Here is a 20,746-nt window from a genome sequence, read left to right on the forward strand (position 1 = left end):
GCCGGCATGCGCGCCGCTCAGAAGCGCACCGGCTGCTCGGGCAGCACCACGAAAAAAGTCGAGCCGGCGCCTTCGGCCGATTCGACCCAGACGCGCCCGCCGTGCCGCTCGACCGTGCGCCGCACCACCGCGAGGCCGATCCCGTCGCCGCTCGCGACGTCTGCATGCAGACGCTGGAACGCGCGAAACACTTTCGATAAATACGCGGCCGGAATGCCGAGCCCATTATCGCGGACGTAATAGGTGCGCATACGGACCGCGCGCGGCTCGGTTTCATCGACGGGTTCGGGCGCCAGCGCGCCGACCTCGATGCGCCCGCTGCGCGCCGGATCGAGAAAAGTCAGCGCATTGCCGATCAGGTTGCGGAAGATCTGCTCGACCGCCGCCGGATCGCCCCATGCGGGCGGCAGCTCGCGCACCGTGACGCTCGCGGCGCGCTGCTCGATCGTGCCTTGCAGCCCATCGACGATCTGCGCCACCGCGCGCCCGACGCTGACCCGCTGCCATTGGTATTCGAGCCGTCCCGCGCGCGAGATGCGCAACAACGCGTCGATGATCGCCGCCGCGCGCGCAACCGCCGTGCGCAAATAGTGCAACGACTCGCGCACGTCGCCATCGAGAATCTGCGTCATGCGCCGCGCTTCGTTCTCAGGCAAGCGAGCCTGCCCGACGAGGCCGTCGAGTTCGTCGCACGACACGTGCAGTTCCTTCGAAAACCCTTGCAGATTGACGAGCGGCGAGCGCAGATCATGCGACACGCTGTAGATGAACATCTCGTTGTCCTGCGTTTCCTGGCGCAATTCCTCATTGACGCCCGCCAGTTCGCGCGCGCGTGCCTCGAGCTCCGTCTTCAGGGCCTGTTGCCCGGCTTCCGCCTCGCGCAGACGCGCATCGGTCTGATGCAGCACCGTGTCGAGCGCGGCGATTTCGTCGCTGCCCGACAACGGCGCCGCGAGCGGCCGGCCGCTGCCGAGCCGCTCGGCATTATCGGTCAGCACTTCGAGGCGCTGGCCGATGCCGCGCGCGAACACGAAGGCGGTGACCGCCCAGATCAGCATCGAGCTGAACGCCGCGGCGATCAGCGCGCGCTGCTGAAGCCCGCGACGCTCGCCGAGCGCGCTCGAGCGCTCGACATCGAGCACCGACGCCGCCGCGTCGAACTGGGCCAGCTCCTCGCGGAACACGGCGATCTGCTCCGGCAACTCGCCGGTTTCGAGCGCGATATAGGGACGTAGACTGCGCCCTTCGTGCAAGGCCTGCGAGATCGCCACACTGTGTGCGCGATACGCGTCGATCGCGCGCCGCATGCTGCGTACGCGCTCGGCCTGGGCCGGCGTTTCGGCGACGAGCGCATCGAGCTTCGCGAGCCGGTCGTTCAGGTCGACCCACACCGCGTGGCGGTCGATCAGCGACGCCTCGCCCGTCACCATCGCGGTGCGCACGCGCGCGGCCTGGCGCAGCAGCGGGTCGACGATGGCCGACGACTCGTAGAGGATCTGCTTGCTGTTGTCGACCCATCGCGCGGCCTGCGCGGTGCGCTCCTGGGTATCGAAGACGACCCCGAGCAGCGCGAGTTCGACCACGCTCGGTATCGCGATCAGCAGCAGGCCTTTGGTGAATAGTTTCATGGTTCCGTCAGGGCGTTCAGGCTGTGGTTCAGGCTGTCACTCGAACGGCGGGGCTCGCGCACACCCGTGGCGCCCTGTTAAGGCGGGCGCCGCGCGGCCGGACGGGCCATTATCGACGTGAACCAGAGATATTTCAACGGCGCGCCTGCAAGCGCTCGACCACACAAAAATGACTTTTTTATTGGGATGGGATGTTTTTTCGGCGCCGCCTGCGTCTATGATGGAGACAAGGTGTGCTGGGATGCGAATGCGCGCGGCGAGGCGGTTCGGCATGATTCGTGCGGGAGCGGTGGAGCGATGCAGCAGCGTCGAATCATCGTGAATCCGGCCTTGTCGTATGCTATAAAAGATCGACGTGCGGCGCGCGAAAGCCGGGAGTGGTCGCATGAGGACGCAGCGTTTCTTGCAATTCTTTTTCAGGCGAATTTTTATGTCCTTCCCGAAAAAGCGTAGACGCGCGAAGGTGGACGGCGACGAGTCGTTCCTCGCGGTTCTGCGGCATTTCAAGCCGTTCGGTCAACTCGACACCAAGATTGCGCGGGCTCGCGCGCAGGACGAACCGGTGCTCTATGCACACGTACTGCCCGGACTCGACGTACTTCTATGCAGTGTGCGCGGCGCGCAGCCGCCCTACCCCGCACCAGCCGAATTGCGGCGGCGCTGCATCGAATCCATAACCAACGCACTGGAGCAACCGCTCGATGGTCTCGAGAACGGCGGCTACTGGTACGAGGCCGACGGCTTCGGCTTCCTCGTGTTCGCGAGTCGTGCGCGCGGCAAGATTCTGACGGAGTTCGGCGCGACGCGGATCGGTACTCGCCGCGGCGTGCGTCGCCAGGATGCGTCGGGCGATGCAACACCGCGCTCGCTCAGATAGCGCCGATCAGATACCCTGAAGTTCAGGGTTACTGACAGGTCGTTTCGTCGTCATCCATCGGCGGTTTCGACAGCCGATGTCGTCACGCATCGCTGGCGACTTCGGTGGCGCTGCGCTGCTTTCCTGTCCGCTTCATTGCATTGAAACACGGGCTTTCACGGCCGCCGCGTGCAGTTGCGCGCGGCATCGTGCCATTCATTCGGCCATCGCATCATCGACGCGCTCGCGCGCGGGCGGCACGCTGATCGGCCACAGAAAGATCACGCACAGGCCGCCGCCGAGGCCCCAGTTCAACGAGTCCACCGGCAAACCCGACAACATCAGCTGCCCTTGTATTCGGCCGCGCTCGCCGGCGACTGTGTCGCGGGCTTGCGATTGCTATCCGTCGCGGCCGGCGACGACGCGCCGCCCGAGGACTTGTTGACCGGCGCGCCCTCCAGCGACATCGGCGCCTTCGGCTGTTGCTTCACGCCCGGCGGCGGCGCCTTCGGCATCTGCCGCACCTGCGCGAGCAGTTGCGTGCACGGCAGCGGCTTGTTGTTGCTCGGCGCGAGCAGCGGGATCAGCGCCGCGAACGGATTGATCAGCCCGAGCCCGACCGCCGCGCCGCCACGCAGTGCGAGCGCGGCCGCATTGACGCCGACGTGCGGGTCCTTGAAGGTGCCTTTCACGTACAGCGGCGAGCGCAGCGAAAAGACCCGGAAGCCCTTCGTATGCGGATGCACGCCGAGGTCCATCGTTTCGTCGCGCAGATTGATGTGACCGTCGATGTTGATCACCGCATCGCCGGTATCGAGCGCGAACACACGCGCTTCGAGCACGCCATCGGTCGCGACGAAATCGGCGGCCGCGCAGTTGATCTTCACGTCGCGATTGCCGAACAGCTTTTCATAGACCACGTTCGCGACGTTCAGGCCGGCCGCCTCCATCAGCAGACGGCTCACGGTGCCCTCGGTCACGAGCGCCTTCAGCTCGCCGTTCGAAGTCGCGGCGAGCGCCGCCGGAGAGTTGCCGGTCGCGGACAGTGACGCGTCGCCGTTGATCTCGCCGAGCGCGCTCTGCATCGTCTTGAAGTTCGGGAACAGTTGCTTGAGCTTCAGATGCCGCGCCGACATCGCGAAGCGCCCCTTCAACGGCGCCCCGCTGCCATCGAGATAAATGTCCGACGCGAGCGAGCCGCCCGCGACGCCGAATTTCAGCGGCACCAACGACAGCACGCCGTCGGTCATCACAACGTGCGTGTACAGATCCGTGATCGGCAAATTCGAGTTCTTGATGATGCGCCGGCCGGTGAACTTGACGTCGGCGTCGATCGCCTTCCAGCGGTCGGTGCGAAACTCCTCGACCGGCAGCGCGCGGTTGCCCGGCTGCGCGGCCGCGCCGCCGCGCTTCGCCTTGCTCGCCTTCGAATCGGCGCCGATCACCGGCGCAAGATCCGAAAACTGCAGCAGATGCGACTCGAGTTCGCCCTTCAGCAGCGGACGCGGCTGGCGGCCGGTATAGGTCAGCGAACCGTTCAGATCGCTGCCACCGACCCGGCCTGTAAAGTTTTCATACGTGAACACGTTGCCGCTCGATTTGAACCGGCCGATCAGATGGCCCTCGGTCGCGTACGGCGGGGTCTCGGGCAAGGTCACACCGGTCAGCGAATACAGCCGCGCCATGCTGTTGCCTTGCAGCCAGAGACGCAGATCGAGCGCCGCGAGATGCGCCGAATCGGTGACCGTGCCGACGAAGGCGATATGCAGGTCGCCGGCTTTCACGTCGGCCTGCACCGGGAACGGCCGGTTCGCGTCCTGCAGCGCGAGCACGCCGCCGAGCTTGCCGCTGCCGGACACCGGCGTGCGGTTGTAGGTGCCCTTGACGGTCCAGGCGATCGCATAGAGCGGTGTCGCGCGTGGCGCGCCGGGTGCGGTGCCGCTCGCGGCCGAGACGGCCGCAGGCGTGCTGGCGCTCTCGCTGGCCGCGCCGCTCGTCGCAAGCGCGCCTGATGTTGCGCCCGGGCCCGAGGCTGCCGACGCCTGCGCCGGGGTCTGTGCTCCGGAAGCGGCCGCTGCGGAAGCCGCCTTCGCTTCCGAAGCCGCCTGCGCTTCGGCCTGTGCGGCAAGCTTGCTCGCACCCGCGCGGCCGACCGCCTGCGCCGACGCGCTGCGCGAGGCCGCCTCCTGCTGCTTCAACGCGTCGCCGATCGGGATCGGCTGCCCGAGCGTATCGACGACCATCTGCACGTCGACCTTCTTCTGCTGATCCGACAGCGCGATATTGCCCTTCGCGAACGCGATATCGTGCAGATCGAGCTTCCACTCGGATGGCCCGGTCGACGACGGCAGTTTGAAGGTCCAGTTATTGCGCCCGTCGACAAGACGTTCGAGATCGACGAATGGATTCACGAGGTTGATCGCCGGAATCACGATGTCGTGCGTGAGCAGCGGCAACACCTCGACCTCGAAGTCGATTTCGTCGAGTGTCGCGAAGTGCGGCTGTTTGGCCCAGTCGGGATTGCCGATCGTGATATTGGCCGCCGAAAAGCGCGGCCAGGGCACCCAGCCGCGCCAGCCGGTTTCGCCGACCGCATGACGCCAGCCCACCTTCAGATCGCCGTGGATCGCGAACGGCCGGCCGATCGCCTGGCTCACCTTGTCGTCGATGTAAGGCCGCGCGCGGTTCCAGTCGAAGGTCAGGATGAAGATGACGAGCGCGACGATCAGGATGACGAGCACGGCCAGCAGCCATGCAAGGATTTTTCCGACCCGTCGTCCGATGCTGCTCGACACTGCCATTGAAAGGCTCCGCGTGTTGTTCTACGTTGTGCACCGTGCAGCAGTTATCGTGCCTGGCGCGTGGCAATGAATCGTCGAGCCGGTGGGTTGTGTGCGCTATTGCGCCTCGTCGTTTTATCATGGCGCACGCTTTGCCGACAGACCGACCGGCGCATTGACGCCGTCGCGCCGGCACGAAGCGACACCCTCCCCACGACGTTCCAACCATGACCGATGTTCCCCTCCTCCTCGCCGACGGCATCGTGCGGCGTGATGCGCAGCGCGGCCAGACGCTGTTGCAGCAGACCACCTTCGCGCTGCGCGCCGGCGAGCGCGTCGCGATCACCGGACCGTCCGGCTCCGGCAAGAGCGTGTTCCTGCGCGCGCTCGCGCTGCTCGATCCGATCGATGCGGGGCGCATCTTGTGGCATGGTGCGCCGCTCGTGCGAGCGGCGATTCCGCGCTATCGGCGCGGCGTCGCGTATATCCGGCAGCGGCCCGCGCTGATCGACGGCAGCGTCGAAGACAATCTGCGCTATCCATTCGAGCTGCGCGCGTATCGCGACGCGCGCTTCGATCGCGCGCGAGCGGCCAGGCTTGCGATGCAGGCCGGCCGCGGCGAGGACTTTCTCGGCAAGCGCGCAAGCGAATTGTCGGGCGGCGAAGCGCAGATCGCCGCGCTGATCCGGGTGCTGCAACTCGCGCCCGAAGTGTTGTTGCTCGACGAGCCGACCGCGTCGCTCGACCCGGCTTCATCGCGCGCAATCGAAGCGCTCGTGCAGGCATGGTTCGATGCCGCGCCTCGCGCTCACGCATCGATATGGGTATCGCACGATCCCGAGCAGGCGGCACGCATGAGCGAACGGCATCTGACGATGCGCGCCGGCGTGCTGGCCGAACACACCACGGTGCGACGCGACGCGGACCAACGCGATGCCGCGGAGCTGCGCCGGGAGTCCCGCTCATGAGCCTGCAGAATCTGAGCTTGTGGGACGTCGCGATTGCGACGCTGCTGATCGTCGTGAACGGCGCGGTGTCGGTCGCGCTGAAGCTCGATCTCGAACGCAAGCTCGCATGGGCGGCGGTGCGCACCGTGCTCCAGTTGCTCGCGATCGGCTATGTGCTCGGCTGGGTGTTCAGTTTCGCTCGCTGGTACGTGGTGCTGCCGCTGATGATCGTGATGACGCTGATCGCGGGTTTCGCCGGCGCGCAGCGCGGCAGTCACACCTATGCCGGACAACGCGCGGACAGCTTGCTGTCGATCTGGGTCAGCTCGTGGCTCGTGGCCGCGGTGGGGTTGTTCGTCGTGATCCGCATCCATCCGTGGTACGAGCCGCAATATGCGATTCCGATTCTCGGCATGATCCTCGGCAACACGCTGACCGGTGTATCGCTCGGCATCGAGCGGATGACCGAGGAGCTGACCGCGCGGCGCGACCGCGTCGACATGGCGCTCGCGCTCGGCGCGACACGCTGGGAGGCCGCGCAGGCGCCGGCGCGTCAGGCGGTGCGCGCGGGCATGATGCCGACGTTGAATCAGATGGCGGTGGTCGGCGTGGTCAGTTTGCCGGGCATGATGACCGGCCAGGTGCTGGCCGGGCAATCTCCATTGCAGGCGGTGCGCTATCAGATCGTCATCATGTTTCTGATCGCGGCGGCGTCGGCGCTGGGGACGGTGGGCGCGGTGCTGCTCACGTACAGGCGACTGTTTTCGGCTGAGCATCAGTTCTTGCCGGCGCGGCTCGTCGAGCGTGACGCACGCAAAGGATGACTCACCGGGATGACGCGCTCAAGCGTGCTACGGCTCGCGCACGCGGCCATCACGCCGCGTGCGCTCGACCGTTCAACGCTTAGCGGTGATGGCCACCTCAGTGCCATCGCTCAGCGTCAGCGTTTTCGTCGTGCCGTTGACCGGCATCGTGAAACGCACGATCTGACTCATACGCACATCGTTCGGACACTTGAGCGTCTTGCCGCCGCTCGTCACGGTTTTGACACCGTGCGGCGTCTGCGCCTGGAAGCTCAGCTGTACGGTCGCGGTGCCGTCGCTCGCCACCACCGGTGCGAGTCGGATCTGCGTCTGGCGAATCATCGCGCCATTCTCGTCGACCGGCAGCGACGCATAGTCCGGGCATGCATCGGTAGCGGGCACCGGACCGCCGGGCGGCACGGTCTTCCAGGTGAAGTCGTCCGTTTCGCCCGAGCGGATCGTGCGAGTCTCCTGGGAATTGCCGAACTGTTTCGACGTGACGCGAACGGTGTAGCGGATCGGACCGTCGAGCGCGGCCTTGTTGGTCACCGTGATCGGCGTGGCTGCGTGAGCAGCCGGCACGAGCGCGCAAGCGAGAGAAGCGACAACCGAAACGGCGGAGAGTTTGAAGCTGAAGCTCATACTGTCACCTCGTTGTTGTGCCGCTGCGCGCTCGCGTCGACGCGACTGCCCGTGCACTGCCGAGGCCCGGCCGGTTCACACTGGCTGGCCTCGCCGCAAGACACGCAACCGTTTTGGCATGCTGCGTCGTCAGTCTAACGCCAAGCGCGCTGGCGCGCGTGTCGTGTCGGCTCGGGTGTTAACCCGCTTGCGGCGACGCGCTTTCTGCGCGTCGATTTCATCTCAGAAGCCGGTCAGCACCAGCTTGCCGATCGCGCGTCCTGCTTCGAGCAACTGATGCGCGCGGCGCAGATTCTCCGCGTTGATGCGGCCCAGGTCCTGGCCGAGCGTCGTGCGCAACGTGCCCGCGTCGACGAGGCGCGCGACCTCGGTCAGCAGCTTGTGCTGCTCGATCATGTCGGGCGTGCCGAACATCGAGCGCGTGAACATGAATTCCCAGTGAAACGCGGCGCTCTTCGCCTTCAGCAATTCGACCGGCACCGCGGCGCTGTTCTCGACGATCGTGCAGATACCGCCTTGCGGTTTGATCAGTTGGGCGGCAGCGGGGAAATTGCGGTCGGTGTCGTTGAAGATCAGCACGTAGTCGACCTCTTCGATGCCGAGCTCTTTCATCTGCGCAGGCAGATCGCCGAAGTGATCCACGACGTGATCCGCGCCGAGCTCACGTGCCCATTTCGCCGATTCGGGCCGCGACGCGGTCGCGATCACCTTCAGCTTGCCGAGCTGTTTCGCGAGCTGGATGCCGATCGAGCCGACCCCGCCCGCGCCGCCGAAAATCAGCACCGTGCGGCCTGCGTCGGCGCCCTGCGGCGATACGCCGAGGCGGTCGAACAAGGCTTCCCATGCGGTGATCGCGGTCAGCGGCAACGCGGCCGCGTGCGTGAAATCGAGCGACGCCGGCTTGTGTCCGACGATCCGTTCGTCCACCAGATGAAACTCGCTGTTGGCGCCAGGCCGGGTAATGCTGCCCGCATAAAACACCGGGTCGCCGACCTTGAACAGCGTGACCTCGGGCCCGGCCGCGACGACGGTGCCGGCCGCATCCCAGCCGAGCACGCGCGGCGTCTTCTCGACGCTGTCTTTCGGCGCGCGCACCTTGGTGTCGACCGGGTTCACGGAAATCGCTTCGACCTTGACCAGCAGATCGCGGCCGCTCGCTTCGGGTTTCGGGATCTCGACGTCGACGAGCGCTTCGGCGTGATCGATTGGCAGATAACGGTAGAGTCCGACGGCTTTCATGGCTGCTCCTTGTGGGTTCGGTTGATGTGCAAGCATGACCAGAATCGTAAGACGGTTCTTATTCTGTTAAAACAGTCATAATCACTGAAACATTTTTTTGTTTTCCAGAATAATGAACGATTCAAATCCGGCTGGCCGGTCCCTGCCCAGCGAGCGCGAACGGCTCGACCTGCTCGATGTCGCGCTGTTCGTGCGCGCCGCGCTGCTTGCCAACGTGTCGGCGGCCGGGCGCGAGTTCGGTTTGTCGGCGGCGGTCGCGAGCGCGCGGATCGCGCAACTCGAAAAGCTGCTCGGCGCGCGCTTGCTGCATCGGACCACGCGCCGCATCAGCCTCACCCAGGACGGTGAAGTGTTCATGACGCGCGCCGAGGCGCTGCTCGACGCGGCCGGCGCCGCGCGCGCATCGGTCGGCCGCGCGCAGGCGGAGCCGCAGGGACGGCTGCGCGTGACGATGCCGTCGTCGTTCGGGCGCCAGCATGTGTCGCCGGTGATCAGCGAGTTTTTGCGCCGCTATCCGGGTGTCAGCGTCGATCTGCGCCTGACGGATCAGGTGGTCGATCTGGTCGACGCGGGCATCGATGTCGCGATCCGCGTCGGCGTGCTGAAGGATTCGTCGCTGGTCGCGCGGCGGCTCGCGGTCAACCGCCGCGTGCTGTGCGCGGCCCCCGCCTATCTGGCCGCGCACGGCACGCCGCATCATCCGTCGGATCTGGCGCGGCACGAGTGCATCATCCTGTCGGAGCAGCGCGACTGGCGTTTCGTGACGCCCACTGGCCCGCTCGACGTGCGCGTGAGCGGCCGCCTCGTCACCGACAACGGCGAGGTGATTCGCGACGCGCTGCTCGCGGGCTTCGGCATCGCGCTGAAATCGACATGGGACGTGGCGCCCTATCTGCGCAGCGGCGAACTCGTCAGCGTGCTCGACAGCTATCCGCTCGCGGACGACGTCGCGATCTGGGCCGTGTACCCGAGCCGCGCGTTCATGCCGCCGAAGACGCTCGCATTCATCGACTTCGTCGCCGCGCATTTCGGCGATCCGCCGTATTGGGATCGTGAGCCGGTTGGAGCGGCGGGCGCGTAAGCGTCACGCCCGTTAAGCGGCGTCAGCGCTTGCCGCCCTTCGCGCCGCCCTGCTTGCGATCCGAGTTCACATCGGTATGCGAGTCGTTCTGCGTGCGCTGCTGATACTCGCCGCCGCCGCGGCGGTCGGTATCCTGCAAGCCATGCTCGATATCCTCATGCGCCTGCTTGCCGACATGGCGCGGATTGTCTTCGTGCTGTGACTCCGGATGCTGGTCGGTTTCATGCGGCAGCGGCGCCGCGGCTTCCTGCAACGACTCCGGGTCCTTGTTCGCGTGCGGGTCGGCTTGCGAGTCGCCATCTGTCGATTGCGGCTGGGTCTTCATTGCATTGCTCCTTCGCGAAGCGCGTTCGCGCACTGAGTGCGCACGGCGAATTCGCGGGTTGATTCAGCCACCTGGACGAGCGCGCATCACGCGACGCCCAGACGTTTTTTCATCGCCGCGGTGATGCGCTGACGGGTCTTCGCATAGTCGGCCCACGGGTCGTTCGAGAGGCCGTCCACGCGCTCGTGGACGTTGCGGATGCCCCATTGATCGCCGCTCGTCGTGCTGTCGAGTTCGTCCCACGCGAGCGGCACCGACACGCCGAGTCCCGGCCGCGCCCGCGCCGAGAATGCGGCCACCGTGCTGGAGCCGCGGTTGTTGCGCAGATAGTCGATGAAGATTTTCTTCTTGCGGTTCTGCGCACCCATCTTTGCGCTGAAATACTGCGGCAGCGTCGTCGCCATATGCTGCGCGACCGCCTGCGAGAAATCCTTCACTTCGTCCCAGCCGGCCTGCTTCGCGAGCGGCACGACCACGTGCAAGCCCTTGCCGCCGCTCGTCTTGACGAACGACTTCAGGCCCAGTTCGTCGAGCAGCGAGCGGGTCAGTTGCGCGGCCTCGACCATCCGTTCCCAGCCGAGCGACGGGTCCGGGTCGAGATCGAACACCATCCGATCGGGCTTTTCGATATTCGACGCGAGCGCATTCCACGTGTGAAATTCGACGGTGCCCATCTGCGCGGCGCCGACCAGTGCGGCGAGCGTGTCGACCGTGATCAGCGCCGGATGGCCCGGGTCGAGTCCTTCGTGCTGCGTGACGTTTGGAATCGACAGCTTCTGGCTGTGCTTCTGGAAGAACAGCTCGCCGCCGATATCCTCGGGCGCGCGCACCAGCGCGACAGGCCGCTCGCGCAGATGCGGCAGCATCCATTCGGCGATTGATTCGTAGTACTGCACCAGTTCGAGCTTGCTTGCGCCGCTGCTCTTGTCGATCACGCGATCGGGATGCGAGATGCGCACGCCGGCGATTTCGCTTTGCGTGCGCGAGCGTGTTGCCGTGGTTCGGGCGGACGCGCGTTCCGTCACGGCAGGCGTGGCGGTCTTGGCGGTCTTGCTGGTTTTCGTGGCTGCGCGCTTTTTCGGCGCGCCTGGTTGCCGCGCATCGTCGGCGGCGGTTTCGGTTTGCTGTTGCACGTCGGCTCCTTGTCGGGCGGTTTCCCTGACGATCTGGCGCGCCGGTTTGTCGTCGCGCAAACTGACGAAAGACGCCTGGCGCACGATGCCATCGCTCGTCCATTCGGCGAAGTTGCATTCGGCGACGAGCACCGGCTCGACCCAATGCACGGGCGTGCGGCTGCGCTCACGCGGCGCGCTCGCGAACGGCATGCGCTTGCTCGCGTGCGCGTCGAGCGCCTGTTTGACCGAGCGCAGCAACCCGGCGTCGAAGCCGGTACCGACGCGCCCCGCGTACTGCAGTTGGCCGTCGGCGTCGTAGACACCGAGCAGCAGCGCGCCGAACGCCTCGCGGCTGCCGGCCGGCTCCGAATAGCCGCCGATCACGAACTCCTGGCGCCGCCGGCACTTCAGCTTGATCCACGACGGCGCGCGGCCCGACACATAGCGGCTGTCGCGCCGCTTGCCGATGATGCCTTCGAGCCCCATGTCGCACGCGCTCTTGAGCAGCTCGCCGGCGCTGAACGCGAAGTCGTTCGAAAAGCGCAGCACGCGATCGTCGACGCCTTCGAGCAGCGCGCGCAGAATCGCGCGGCGCTGTTCCAGCGGCACGCCGCGCAGGTCGTAGCCGTTCAGGAACGGCAGATCGAACAGATAGATCACGATGTCCTGCGGGCGATGCGCATCGAACGCGTTTTGCAGCAACTGGAAGCTCGGCACGTCGCGTTCATCGAGCACGACCGCTTCGCCGTCCAGCCACGCGCTTTGCATGTCGAGCCCGGCGATGGCCTCGATCTGCTTGCTGAACCTGGTGGTCCAGTCGTTGCCGTTGCGCGTGAAAACGCTGACGGCACCAGCCTTCTTTTTCGACGCGTGGTCGATGCGCGCGAGCACGCGGTAGCCGTCGAACTTGATTTCGTACAACCAGTCGTCGCCAGGCGGCGCAGTGTCGACGAGCGTCGCCAGCTCCGGCGTCAGGCTCGCGGGCAGCGCGGCTTTGACCGCGCCTTCGATCGATGGCGATGCGGCGAGTTCGCGTAACGACTGCGCGGTACGCGTCGCGACGATGTCGGGGCGTTTGGGATCGGCTGCGCGGCGCGAGGATGCGGATTGCGACGGCCGGCCCGCGCTCGTGACCTTGCCGTCGCCCGAGGTTTTCGTCTGCGCTTTCGCTTGCTTCGTTTTCCTGCCTTTCGAAGCGCCGTCGGCCAGCACGCTGCCGGGCAGCTCTTTCAGCACGTCGTAGTCGCTTTCGTCGCGCGCTTCCTCGTCGCGCTCCTTGATCAGCAGCCATTGCTCCTTGTCGCCGCTGCCGCGCATATGGCTGCGTACCAGCGTCCAGCCGCCGTGCAGCTTCTCGCCGTGCAAATGAAACTTGAGCTTGCCGGCCGCGTACGAGCGCGCGGCTTCGGCCACGCCGCCCGCCGGCTCCCACGTGCCGCGATCCCACACGATCACGGTCCCCGCACCGTAGTTGCCCGGCGGAATCTCGCCCTCGAAGGTACCGTATTCGACCGGATGATCTTCGACGTGCACCGCGAGCCGCTTGACCGACGGGTCGAGGCTTGGCCCCTTCGGAACCGCCCACGACAGTAGCGCGCCGTTCAGTTCGAGCCGGAAGTCGTAGTGCAGACGCCGCGCGTCGTGCTCCTGGATCACGTAGGACAGTGTGTCGGGCGCGGCACGCGTCGCGCTCTTGCCCGTCTTGCTAGCCGCGCGCTTGCGGGTCGTCGCGCCGGATGGCTCCGGCGTGTCTTCGAAGCGGCGCTTGCGGTGATAGAGCTCGAGTCGGTCGTTCATGGCGATGACTCCGGTGCGTGAGTGCGATAGGCGGGTCGGCCGCGCGTTCAGGCCGCCGCGCGCCGTTTGCGCGACGTTGCGGTGGTTTTCGAAGTGGTGCGGGCGCTGCTGCCACTACCGCTGCGACTGCGCGCGGTGCTCGTCGCGCGAGCCTTTTTGCGCGCGGGCGCGGCCGCCTCTTCATCGGACTCGGCTTCGCTATCGGCCTGATCCTCGTCCTCGCCGGCGGCGCGCTTGCGGCCAGTGGCCGCCTGCTTGCCCTTGCCGCGGCCGAGGCTGCGTTTGAGCAGATCGGACAGGTCGAGAATGTCGGCGGACTTGCGCGACTCGTGCGGCGTTTCGACCTCGGTGACCTCCTCGGTCTTGCCTGCCTGGATCTTGCGCTCGACGAGCGCCATGATGTCGTCGCGAAACGTGTCGTGATACTGCGTCGGGTCCCACGTCTCGCTCATGTCGTCGATCAGCTTTTTCGCCATGTCGAGTTCTTTGGCCGACACGCCGGTGGCCTTCATGCCTTCGGGCGGCACCTTGAATTCGTCGAGGCTGCGCACCTCGTCGGCCCAGCGCAGCGTGTTCAGCGCGAGCATCGGACCGAGCGGAATCAGCGCGGCCAGATGCTGCTTGTTGTGCAGCACGACGCTCGCGACGCCGATCTTGCCCGAGGCCGTCATCGCCTCGCGCAACAACGCATAGACTTTTTCGCCCTTGCGGTCGGGCGTCAGGAAATACGGCGTGTCGAGATAGAGAAACGAGATATCGGCTGCGTCGACGAACGCGAGGATGTCGACCGTCTGCGTCGACTCGGGATTCGCCGAGCGGATTTCGTCGTCCGACAGTACGACGTAGCGATCCTTCTCGTATTCGAAGCCGCGCACGATGTTCTCGCGGGTCACGTCCTTGCCGGTGCGCTTATTGATCTGCTTGTAGCCGATCGGGTCGATCGTGCGCTTGTCGAGCAGATTGAAGCCGACCTTCTCCGACTGCGTCGCCGGATAAAGCTGCACCGGTACGTGAACCAGCCCGAAACTGATTGCGCCCTTCCAGATCATATGTGCCATCGCGCGCTCCCCTGTCCCATGGCCCTGAGATATCAGGCGAAGCAGCAAGCGTGCCCGCGTTTTGGCGGGTTTTGGGCTGCTGCCACGCTTAAAGCATGCGCCGGTCCGCTCGGCGGCGTGCTGTCATAAGGCTGTAAGTCTTGCGACGAAGCGGCAAAAGCTACGGCTGTCCTTGTTCGCGCGCGCTACCCGGAGGTCGTATCAAGGCTCGAGCAGGACCGGCACGGACGCAAACCCGCGAAACCGCACGCGCCCGCCCCGCGTCGGCTCGCCATCGACGCGATACGCCGGGAAGCGCCGCACGAAGCGCCCGATCGCAATCCGCGCCTCCAGCCGCGCCAGCGACAGGCCCGCGCACTGATGAATCCCGAAGCCGAAAGCGAGATGCCGGTTCGGATCGCGGCGAATGTCGAAGCGGTCCGGTTCGGCAAACTGCTCGGGATCGCGATTGGCCGCGCCGATGCACAGCGTGACCGGCGTGCCGCGCGCGACCGCGACGCCGCCGATCTCGGTATCGACCGTGGTCATGCGGTTGCCGAGCTGGTTCGAACTTTCGAAGCGCAAACACTCCTCGACCGCGGTGCCGATCAACTCGGGCTCGCGCAGCAGCGCGGCACGCTCGTCAGGCCATTGGCTCAGCGTCACGAGCCCGTTGCCGATCAGGTTGGTGGTCGTTTCGTGCCCCGCGTTCAGGATGAAAATGCAGTTCTGCAGCAGCTCGGCCTCCGATAGCTGCTCGTGCGGGCCCTCGCCCTGAATCAGCCGCGTCAGCACGTCGTGCTGCGGATCGCCGGGCTCGCGGCGGCGGCGTGCGACGAGGCCGCGCAGATAGTCGACGAATTCGCTGACCGCGCGATTGCCGCGCTCGAACTGCGCGTCGCTCAGCGACGGCTCGAGCGCGCCGAGTATCGCGAGCGACCAGTCTCGCAGCGGCGCGCGTTCGTCGTGCGGCACGTCGAGCAGATTGCCGATGACCTCGACCGGAATCGCCGACGCGAACTCGCCGATCAGATCGATCCGCCTGCGCTGCGCGGCCGCATCGAGCAGGTCGTCGACGAGCCGGATCAACGCGGGCTCCATCGCCGCGATCGCGCGCGCGGTCAGTGCGCCGGCGATCAGCTTGCGCACGCGAGTATGGCGCGGTGGATCGTTGAACACGAGGCTCGTGGTGTGATGCGCGTAAAGCGGCGAGTCGCCGTATTTCGGGCGGAACTCGACGGTCTTGTCGGAACTGAAGGTCTTCGGGTCGCGGTAGACCGCCTGGACGTCGCGAAAGCGCGTCAGGAACAGCGAGCCGTCGGGCATGCGGCGGATCGGCTCATAGGTGCGCAGTGCGCGATAGACCGGATAGGGATCGGCGTAGAACGCGGGACTCAGATGACGCAGATCGAAGTCGCGGGCAAGGGAGGAAGCGTCGCTGGCGGTTGCCGGGGTCATGCGTTGTCTCCGTGGGGCGTCTTGTTGCGCCTGTGATGTGGCGGGTTCGTGTGACCGTATTTGTTCGGTCTGTTCCGTTACGGCGATACGCAGACCGCCGACTTCAATCAACCTGACGACGACTGCGCCACACGATTCGATGCGTCAGTATGAACTGTGCACTGCCGGAGCGCACGGCCAACCCGCCCGCTACGGCCGCCCGCGACGGCGCGGCGGACAGAACCGATACAATAGCGGGATTTTCCGCGCGCCACGCGCCTCTTTCTTCCCGCGTCACTGGTCGTCCATGAACCTCGTCATTCAAAGCGTCGCCCCCCTTTCCGCCGACCACCACAAAACACTCGCCGCGCTCGCGCGCGGCTCGCAACCCGCCGTCATCGACGAGAACGCGATTCGCATCGCCGGCGCGACCCTCGCGCAACGCGCCGACGTCGAAGCGTATTGCTACACGCATCAACTCGACTACGCGTTTGTCGAAGCCGGCCGCCAGTTGCGCGACTTCGGACTCGTCGCGATGGACATGGATTCGACGCTGATCACGATCGAGTGCATCGATGAAATCGCCGATTTCTGCGGGCTCAAAGCCGAAGTCGCGGCGATCACGGAGGCTGCGATGCGCGGCGAGATCAAGGACTTCAACGAAAGCCTGACGCGCCGCGTCGCGCTGCTCAAGGGGCTCGACGCCAGCGCGCTCGAACGCGTGTACGAAGAGCGGCTGCAGTTGTCGCCGGGCGCCGAACGCATGCTCGCCGGCGCGAAACAGGCGGGCCTGAAAACGCTGCTCGTGTCGGGCGGCTTCACGTTCTTCACCGCGAAGCTGAAGGCGCGCCTCGGCCTCGATTTCACGCGTGCGAATACGCTTGAAATTGTCGACGGCAAGCTGACCGGCAACGTGATTGGGGAGATCGTCAATGCCGACGTGAAAGCGCGCACGCTGCGCGAAACCTGCGCGACGCTCGGGATCGAGCCTTCGCGCGCCATTGCGATGGGTGACGGCTCGAACGACCTGAAAATGATGGCCGAAGCGGGACTTTCCGTTGCATTCCGCGCGAAGCCGGTGGTGCGCGAAGCAGCCAGCGTGTCGTTCAATTTCGTTGGACTGGACGGGTTGCTGCGGTTGTTTTGAGGCTGGTGCTCGAGGGGCTCGTTATCGCGTCGGCACAACGGCCGACGCGTTAGCGAAATGCGCGAACCGTGTTGTTATCGGTTGAAAATGGCCGGCAGAAACAGGGCGAACATGCCGATGGAAATCAGGATGTTGAAGATCAACACGCCCTTCATGATGCGGTCGTGATTTTTGCCTATTTCCAACGACAGGATAAATTGTTTCATAAGCTCCTCCGCAAGACGAAGCAAGTATAAGCGCTGCACTATCCAATAAATCTAATTGAGGTAAATGTGTAGGGCCGCGAATAGAAACGCCGCCAGGCAGATCGTGAAAATCGACGCGCTTATCGCCCCACGTGAAAGCGCGCCAACCATGGACTCGGTCTGCCTGTCATCGAGAGCGGTGACGAAGCCATCCTGCCGCACCTTGAGCAAGCATGCCATCACGGCTGTGGGGCAATGCGCCAGCCATACGCGGGCGCAACGAGCGCCAGCGTAAAAATCGGCCCGACAATCGGCACCGCGAGATTCAGCAACACCCAGAAGAAAAGATTCATCGAAGCCTCTCCCCGAGCGCGGCAACGTTATTCGGCAAGCACACGATCGTAGCGTCGCGCACCCGTATCGAACATTCGGGCAATCGGTCAGATCTGCTCGATACTCCGGGCAACAAAAAAGCCCGCCGGGAACGCATCCCGACGGGCTTCTCGAACAACGTGTCGAACAGGCTGACGCGTATTAAGCGAGCTTAGCGAGGCTCTGCTCGATATCCGCCCGCAGATCAGCCTCGTCTTCCAGACCGATATAGAAACGCACCAGCGTGCCGCGGTGCGGCCACTCAGCCGCCGTGCGCATCGACGCGATGTCGTACGGCATCGCGAGGCTATGCGCGCCGCCCCAGCTCCAGCCGAGCGAAAACAGTTCGAGCGATTCGCAGAACATGTCGATCTGCGCCGCGCTGTATCGCTCGTCGAACACGACCGAGAACAGGCCGCCCGCGCCGGTGAAATCACGCTTGTACACTTCGTGCCCCGGACAGTCGGCGAGCGCCGGATGCAGCACCGCGACGATTTCCGGCCGGTTCTTCAACCACGCCGCGAGCGACAGCGCCGCGCGATCGTGCTGAGCAAAACGCAGTTGCATGCTCGGCAGGCTGCGCAGGATCAGCGAGCAGTCGTCCGAGGACACCCCGATGCCCATGCGCATACGCGCCGCCTTCAGCTTCACATGCACGTCGCGGTCGACCGTGATCGTCGCGCCCATCAGCACGTCGCCGCCGCCCGACTGGTACTTGGTCAGCGCCTGCACCGAGATATCGACGCCGTGGTCGAACGGCCGGAACGCGAGGCCGGCGGACCATGTGTTGTCGATCGCGGTGAAGACGTTGCGCGCGCGCGCCGCCGCCGTGATGGCCGGCACGTCGGGCACTTCCATCGTCACCGAGCCGGGCGCTTCGATCCAGATCAGGCGCGTGTTCGGCTGGATCAGCCTGGCGATGTCCGCACCGATCAGCGGATCGTAGTAGCGCGCCGTGATGCCGAAATCGCGCGCAAGCCAGTCGCCGTGGTCGCGATTCGGCGAATAGACGTTGTCGGGGATCAGCACGTCGTCGCCGGCCTTCACGAGGCCGAAGTAGACGTTCGAGATAGACGACAGCCCCGACGGCTGCAGCAGCGCATGTTTGCCGCCCTCGATCGCGGCAAGGCGCTGCGCGAGCGCGATCTGCGTCGGTGTCGCATGCAGGCCGTAGCGCCATTGCGCGTCGTTTTTCCAGTCGAGCGCGCGCATCGCCGCGAGATCGGGGAACACCACCGTCGACGCCCGCGTGACCGGCGTCGAAAACGATTCGAAGCCCGGCGTGATGTCGTCCTCGGCACGCACGATGCGAGTCTGCAGGCGGTGTTTGAGTTTGGATTCAGTCATGTAGAGCTCGATGAAAAACACGGAGAAGCGGGCCTGAAGCAACGGCCGCGCCGCGCGACTCAAGATGCCCGGCGTGCGTACGCATCAGTCGCCGGTTTGCAGGTTGCTGACGCCGCCCACCGGGTGCCCGCCGACAGCGGATGCCGGCGCCGGAGCCGCCACTGCGCCGTTCGCAGCAGCCGGCTGCGGAGTGGGGGTAGCCGCCTTGGCCGCCGCGCCGGCCGAACCGGCCGCAGGTACCGCCTGCCCCGCCGCCATGGGCTTCAGGTTGAATTCCTGCGGGTTCGAATCGTCGACGTTCATGCGGTCGCCTTCGAGCGAGCCGTCCGCCGCGAACTTGCCGACCCAGTTGCCGGTGATATGCGTGCCGTCGTTCGATTCCTCGACTTCGAGCGTATCGCCGACGCGGTCGCCCGCGATCAGGATCACCTCGCCGTTATCGGTGTACTGATACTCGCCGTGCACGCCGGAAGGATCGTCGGTCTTGGGCCCGAGCCGCAGCACGATCGGCCGCGCGCCGAGCGTGCCCACGTAGCGCGGAAACTTCGCGAACTCGGGGCTCGGTTTCAGCGGCAGCTGGATCGGCGGCGGCGCGGCCAGCTCCTTGACCGCATCGCTTTCCGCCCACGCCTGCGACGGCATCCACAGCACCGTGCCGGCACACAGCAGCGCGACGGCGCTTGCCGCCACGCCGGCGCGCTGACGCAACGCGCGCGCTACCGAACCCTTCGTCACTTTCGCTTCCCGCATCCTGTCGATCCTTGTTGCTGGTTCCTGCTTGCTACCTATGCCGGGCCGGCCTGCCGTGCGCGGTCACAGACGCTCGAAAACCGCCGCGATGCCCTGGCCGCCGCCGATGCACATCGTGACGAGCGCATAGCGCCCGCCGATGCGCTGCAGCTCGTACAGCGCCTTCACGGTGATCAGCGCGCCGGTCGCGCCAATCGGATGGCCGAGCGAAATGCCCGAGCCATTCGGATTGACCTTGGCCGGATCGAGACCGAGCTCCTTGCTGACCGCGCAGGCCTGCGCGGCGAATGCCTCGTTGGCCTCGATCACGTCGAGATCGGCGACCGTCAGACCTGCCCGCTCGAGCGCCTTGCGGCTCGCCGGCACCGGCCCGATGCCCATATACGCCGGATCGACGCCCGCATGCGCGTACGACACGAGCCGCGCCAACGGCTTCACGCCGCGCCGCTCGGCGACACTGCGCTCCATCAGCACGACGGCCGCGGCCGCGTCGTTGATGCCCGACGCGTTGCCCGCCGTCACCGTGCCGTTCTCCTTCACGAACACCGGCTTGAGCTTCGCGAAGTCGTCCGCGGTTGCGTTCAGCCGCGCGTGCTCGTCAGTGTCGAATACGATGTCGCCCTTCTTCGATGCGAGCGTGATCGGCAGAATCTGTTCCTTGAAGTAGCCGCTCGTGATCGCGTGGGCCGCGCGACGGTGCGATTCGAGCGCGAGCGCGTCCTGCGCGTCGCGCGAGATGTCGTACTTGCGCGCGACGTTCTCGGCGGTCACGCCCATATGGATCGACTGGAACGGATCGTTGAGCGCGCCGACCATCATGTCGACCAGACGCGCATCGCCCATGCGCTGACCGAAGCGCGCGGCCGGCATCGAGTACGGCGCGCGGCTCATGTTTTCGGCGCCGCCGCCGATCGCGATATCGGCATCGCCGAGCAGCACGCTTTGCGCGGCCGACACGATGGCCTGCAAGCCCGAGCCGCACAGCCGGTTCACCGTCAGCGCGGGCGTATGCTGCGCGACCCCGCCGTTGATCGCCGCGACGCGCGCGAGATACATGTCTTTCGGCTCGGTGTGCACGACGTTGCCGAACACGACATGCCCGACTTCATCGCCCGATACGCTCGCGCGCTCCAGCACTGCGCGCACGACGCGCGCGCCGAGATCGGTCGGGGCAAAATCCTTCAGGCTGCCGCCGAACGTGCCGATTGCCGTGCGCACACCGCTTACCACCACTACGTCCCGTTGCATCGCTTGCCCC

General features: G+C 65.8%; 19 protein-coding genes. 6 read left to right on the forward strand and 13 right to left on the reverse strand.

Going from position 1 to position 20,746, the window contains the following annotated elements; genetic code table 11:
• Positions 1–17: 17 nt before the first annotated feature.
• Entirely contained in the window at positions 18–1,628 is a 1,611-nt protein-coding gene (locus ACLFKU_RS11315; protein ID WP_410849149.1) for a sensor histidine kinase, read from the reverse strand.
• Between the two features lie 117 nt (positions 1,629–1,745).
• On the opposite strand from ACLFKU_RS11315, the gene ACLFKU_RS11320 reads away from it, so the two are divergent.
• Together ACLFKU_RS11320 and ACLFKU_RS11325 are read left to right on the forward strand one after the other, a co-directional pair.
• Positions 1,746–2,081, forward strand: a complete 336-nt coding sequence (locus tag ACLFKU_RS11320; protein WP_368585954.1) for a hypothetical protein — start codon at positions 1,746–1,748, stop codon at positions 2,079–2,081.
• A complete protein-coding gene (locus tag ACLFKU_RS11325) occupies positions 2,014–2,505 on the forward strand; it encodes a hypothetical protein (protein ID WP_013089382.1) in 492 nt (163 codons plus the stop codon). Before ACLFKU_RS11320 ends, ACLFKU_RS11325 begins: the two co-directional genes overlap by 68 nt.
• Positions 2,506–2,700: 195 nt before the next feature.
• Here ACLFKU_RS11325 and ACLFKU_RS11330 read toward each other — a convergent pair whose 3' ends face one another.
• Positions 2,701–2,826 carry a hypothetical protein gene (locus ACLFKU_RS11330; protein ID WP_410849150.1) on the reverse strand — a complete coding sequence of 42 codons (126 nt, stop codon included), beginning with the start codon at positions 2,824–2,826 and terminating at the stop codon, positions 2,701–2,703.
• The gene (locus tag ACLFKU_RS11335; RefSeq protein WP_410849151.1) at positions 2,826–5,285 is read right to left on the reverse strand and encodes an AsmA family protein; all 2,460 of its coding nucleotides are present in this window, start codon (positions 5,283–5,285) and stop codon (positions 2,826–2,828) included. The genes ACLFKU_RS11330 and ACLFKU_RS11335 overlap by 1 nt, the downstream gene beginning before the upstream one ends.
• A 206-nt stretch (positions 5,286–5,491) precedes the next feature.
• Between ACLFKU_RS11335 and ACLFKU_RS11340 the strand changes: the two genes are divergently transcribed.
• Both ACLFKU_RS11340 and ACLFKU_RS11345 read left to right on the forward strand, forming a co-directional pair.
• Positions 5,492–6,232 carry an ATP-binding cassette domain-containing protein gene (locus tag ACLFKU_RS11340; RefSeq protein ID WP_410849152.1) on the forward strand — a complete coding sequence of 247 codons (741 nt, stop codon included), beginning with the start codon at positions 5,492–5,494 and terminating at the stop codon, positions 6,230–6,232.
• Positions 6,229–7,035: an ABC transporter permease gene (locus tag ACLFKU_RS11345; RefSeq protein WP_410849153.1), complete on the forward strand. Its 807-nt coding sequence runs from the start codon at positions 6,229–6,231 to the stop codon at positions 7,033–7,035. Before ACLFKU_RS11340 ends, ACLFKU_RS11345 begins: the two co-directional genes overlap by 4 nt.
• A 72-nt stretch (positions 7,036–7,107) precedes the next feature.
• On the opposite strand, the gene ACLFKU_RS11350 is transcribed toward ACLFKU_RS11345, so the two are convergent.
• Both ACLFKU_RS11350 and ACLFKU_RS11355 read right to left on the reverse strand, forming a co-directional pair.
• Positions 7,108–7,656: a DUF6013 family protein gene (locus tag ACLFKU_RS11350; protein ID WP_368585959.1), complete on the reverse strand. Its 549-nt coding sequence runs from the start codon at positions 7,654–7,656 to the stop codon at positions 7,108–7,110.
• A 222-nt stretch (positions 7,657–7,878) separates the two neighbouring features.
• Entirely contained in the window at positions 7,879–8,895 is a 1,017-nt protein-coding gene (locus ACLFKU_RS11355; protein ID WP_368585960.1) for a zinc-binding alcohol dehydrogenase family protein, read from the reverse strand.
• A 112-nt stretch (positions 8,896–9,007) separates the two neighbouring features.
• On the opposite strand from ACLFKU_RS11355, the gene ACLFKU_RS11360 reads away from it, so the two are divergent.
• Positions 9,008–9,976, forward strand: coding sequence for a LysR family transcriptional regulator (locus ACLFKU_RS11360; RefSeq protein ID WP_410849154.1), 969 nt, complete (start codon positions 9,008–9,010; stop codon positions 9,974–9,976).
• A 22-nt stretch (positions 9,977–9,998) separates the two neighbouring features.
• Here ACLFKU_RS11360 and ACLFKU_RS11365 read toward each other — a convergent pair whose 3' ends face one another.
• The 4 genes from ACLFKU_RS11365 to ACLFKU_RS11380 all read right to left on the reverse strand — a co-directional run bounded on the left by ACLFKU_RS11365 (position 9,999) and on the right by ACLFKU_RS11380 (position 15,708).
• On the reverse strand, positions 9,999–10,301 hold the full coding sequence (locus ACLFKU_RS11365; protein WP_368585962.1) for a hypothetical protein: 303 nt from the start codon (positions 10,299–10,301) through the stop codon (positions 9,999–10,001).
• A gap of 86 nt (positions 10,302–10,387) precedes the next feature.
• Entirely contained in the window at positions 10,388–13,213 is a 2,826-nt protein-coding gene (ligD, locus tag ACLFKU_RS11370) for a DNA ligase D (protein ID WP_410849155.1), read from the reverse strand.
• A gap of 47 nt (positions 13,214–13,260) precedes the next feature.
• Complete coding sequence (locus ACLFKU_RS11375; protein WP_410849156.1) at positions 13,261–14,271, reverse strand: Ku protein; 1,011 nt, start codon at positions 14,269–14,271, stop codon at positions 13,261–13,263.
• 201 nt (positions 14,272–14,472) lie between these two features.
• Positions 14,473–15,708, reverse strand: a complete 1,236-nt coding sequence (locus ACLFKU_RS11380; RefSeq protein ID WP_410849157.1) for a cytochrome P450 — start codon at positions 15,706–15,708, stop codon at positions 14,473–14,475.
• Between the two features lie 286 nt (positions 15,709–15,994).
• On the opposite strand from ACLFKU_RS11380, the gene serB reads away from it, so the two are divergent.
• Complete coding sequence (serB, locus tag ACLFKU_RS11385; protein WP_410849158.1) at positions 15,995–16,834, forward strand: phosphoserine phosphatase SerB; 840 nt, start codon at positions 15,995–15,997, stop codon at positions 16,832–16,834.
• Between the two features lie 74 nt (positions 16,835–16,908).
• On the opposite strand, the gene ACLFKU_RS11390 is transcribed toward serB, so the two are convergent.
• From ACLFKU_RS11390 to bktB, 4 genes are all read right to left on the reverse strand, one after another.
• Entirely contained in the window at positions 16,909–17,040 is a 132-nt protein-coding gene (locus ACLFKU_RS11390; protein WP_410849159.1) for a hypothetical protein, read from the reverse strand.
• 513 nt (positions 17,041–17,553) lie between these two features.
• On the reverse strand, positions 17,554–18,738 hold the full coding sequence (locus tag ACLFKU_RS11395; RefSeq protein ID WP_410849160.1) for a cystathionine beta-lyase: 1,185 nt from the start codon (positions 18,736–18,738) through the stop codon (positions 17,554–17,556).
• 84 nt (positions 18,739–18,822) lie between these two features.
• Positions 18,823–19,488: a hypothetical protein gene (locus ACLFKU_RS11400; protein ID WP_410849161.1), complete on the reverse strand. Its 666-nt coding sequence runs from the start codon at positions 19,486–19,488 to the stop codon at positions 18,823–18,825.
• 63 nt (positions 19,489–19,551) lie between these two features.
• A complete protein-coding gene (gene bktB / locus ACLFKU_RS11405; RefSeq protein ID WP_410849162.1) occupies positions 19,552–20,736 on the reverse strand; it encodes a beta-ketothiolase BktB in 1,185 nt (394 codons plus the stop codon).
• Between the last annotated feature and the right edge of the window lie 10 nt (positions 20,737–20,746).

Source organism: Paraburkholderia sp. EG304 (assembly GCF_046543485.1).
Lineage (GTDB): Bacteria > Pseudomonadota > Gammaproteobacteria > Burkholderiales > Burkholderiaceae > Paraburkholderia > Paraburkholderia youngii.

Bases quoted from the DNA above. Each gene is read 5' to 3' on its own strand.
- ACLFKU_RS11315 (WP_410849149.1), bottom strand. From the start codon at position 1,628: ATGAAACTATTCACCAAAGGCCTGCTGCTGATCGCGATACCGAGCGTG.
- ACLFKU_RS11325 (WP_013089382.1), top strand. From the start codon at position 2,014: ATGAGGACGCAGCGTTTCTTGCAATTCTTTTTCAGGCGAATTTTTATG.
- ACLFKU_RS11330 (WP_410849150.1), bottom strand. From the start codon at position 2,826: ATGTTGTCGGGTTTGCCGGTGGACTCGTTGAACTGGGGCCTCGGCGGC.
- ACLFKU_RS11335 (WP_410849151.1), bottom strand. From the start codon at position 5,285: ATGGCAGTGTCGAGCAGCATCGGACGACGGGTCGGAAAAATCCTTGCA.
- ACLFKU_RS11340 (WP_410849152.1), top strand. From the start codon at position 5,492: ATGACCGATGTTCCCCTCCTCCTCGCCGACGGCATCGTGCGGCGTGAT.
- ACLFKU_RS11345 (WP_410849153.1), top strand. From the start codon at position 6,229: ATGAGCCTGCAGAATCTGAGCTTGTGGGACGTCGCGATTGCGACGCTG.
- ACLFKU_RS11350 (WP_368585959.1), bottom strand. From the start codon at position 7,656: ATGAGCTTCAGCTTCAAACTCTCCGCCGTTTCGGTTGTCGCTTCTCTC.
- ACLFKU_RS11355 (WP_368585960.1), bottom strand. From the start codon at position 8,895: ATGAAAGCCGTCGGACTCTACCGTTATCTGCCAATCGATCACGCCGAA.
- ACLFKU_RS11360 (WP_410849154.1), top strand. From the start codon at position 9,008: ATGAACGATTCAAATCCGGCTGGCCGGTCCCTGCCCAGCGAGCGCGAA.
- ACLFKU_RS11365 (WP_368585962.1), bottom strand. From the start codon at position 10,301: ATGAAGACCCAGCCGCAATCGACAGATGGCGACTCGCAAGCCGACCCG.
- ligD (WP_410849155.1), bottom strand. From the start codon at position 13,213: ATGAACGACCGACTCGAGCTCTATCACCGCAAGCGCCGCTTCGAAGAC.
- ACLFKU_RS11375 (WP_410849156.1), bottom strand. From the start codon at position 14,271: ATGGCACATATGATCTGGAAGGGCGCAATCAGTTTCGGGCTGGTTCAC.
- ACLFKU_RS11380 (WP_410849157.1), bottom strand. From the start codon at position 15,708: ATGACCCCGGCAACCGCCAGCGACGCTTCCTCCCTTGCCCGCGACTTC.
- serB (WP_410849158.1), top strand. From the start codon at position 15,995: ATGAACCTCGTCATTCAAAGCGTCGCCCCCCTTTCCGCCGACCACCAC.
- ACLFKU_RS11390 (WP_410849159.1), bottom strand. From the start codon at position 17,040: ATGAAACAATTTATCCTGTCGTTGGAAATAGGCAAAAATCACGACCGC.
- ACLFKU_RS11395 (WP_410849160.1), bottom strand. From the start codon at position 18,738: ATGACTGAATCCAAACTCAAACACCGCCTGCAGACTCGCATCGTGCGT.
- ACLFKU_RS11400 (WP_410849161.1), bottom strand. From the start codon at position 19,488: ATGCGGGAAGCGAAAGTGACGAAGGGTTCGGTAGCGCGCGCGTTGCGT.
- bktB (WP_410849162.1), bottom strand. From the start codon at position 20,736: ATGCAACGGGACGTAGTGGTGGTAAGCGGTGTGCGCACGGCAATCGGC.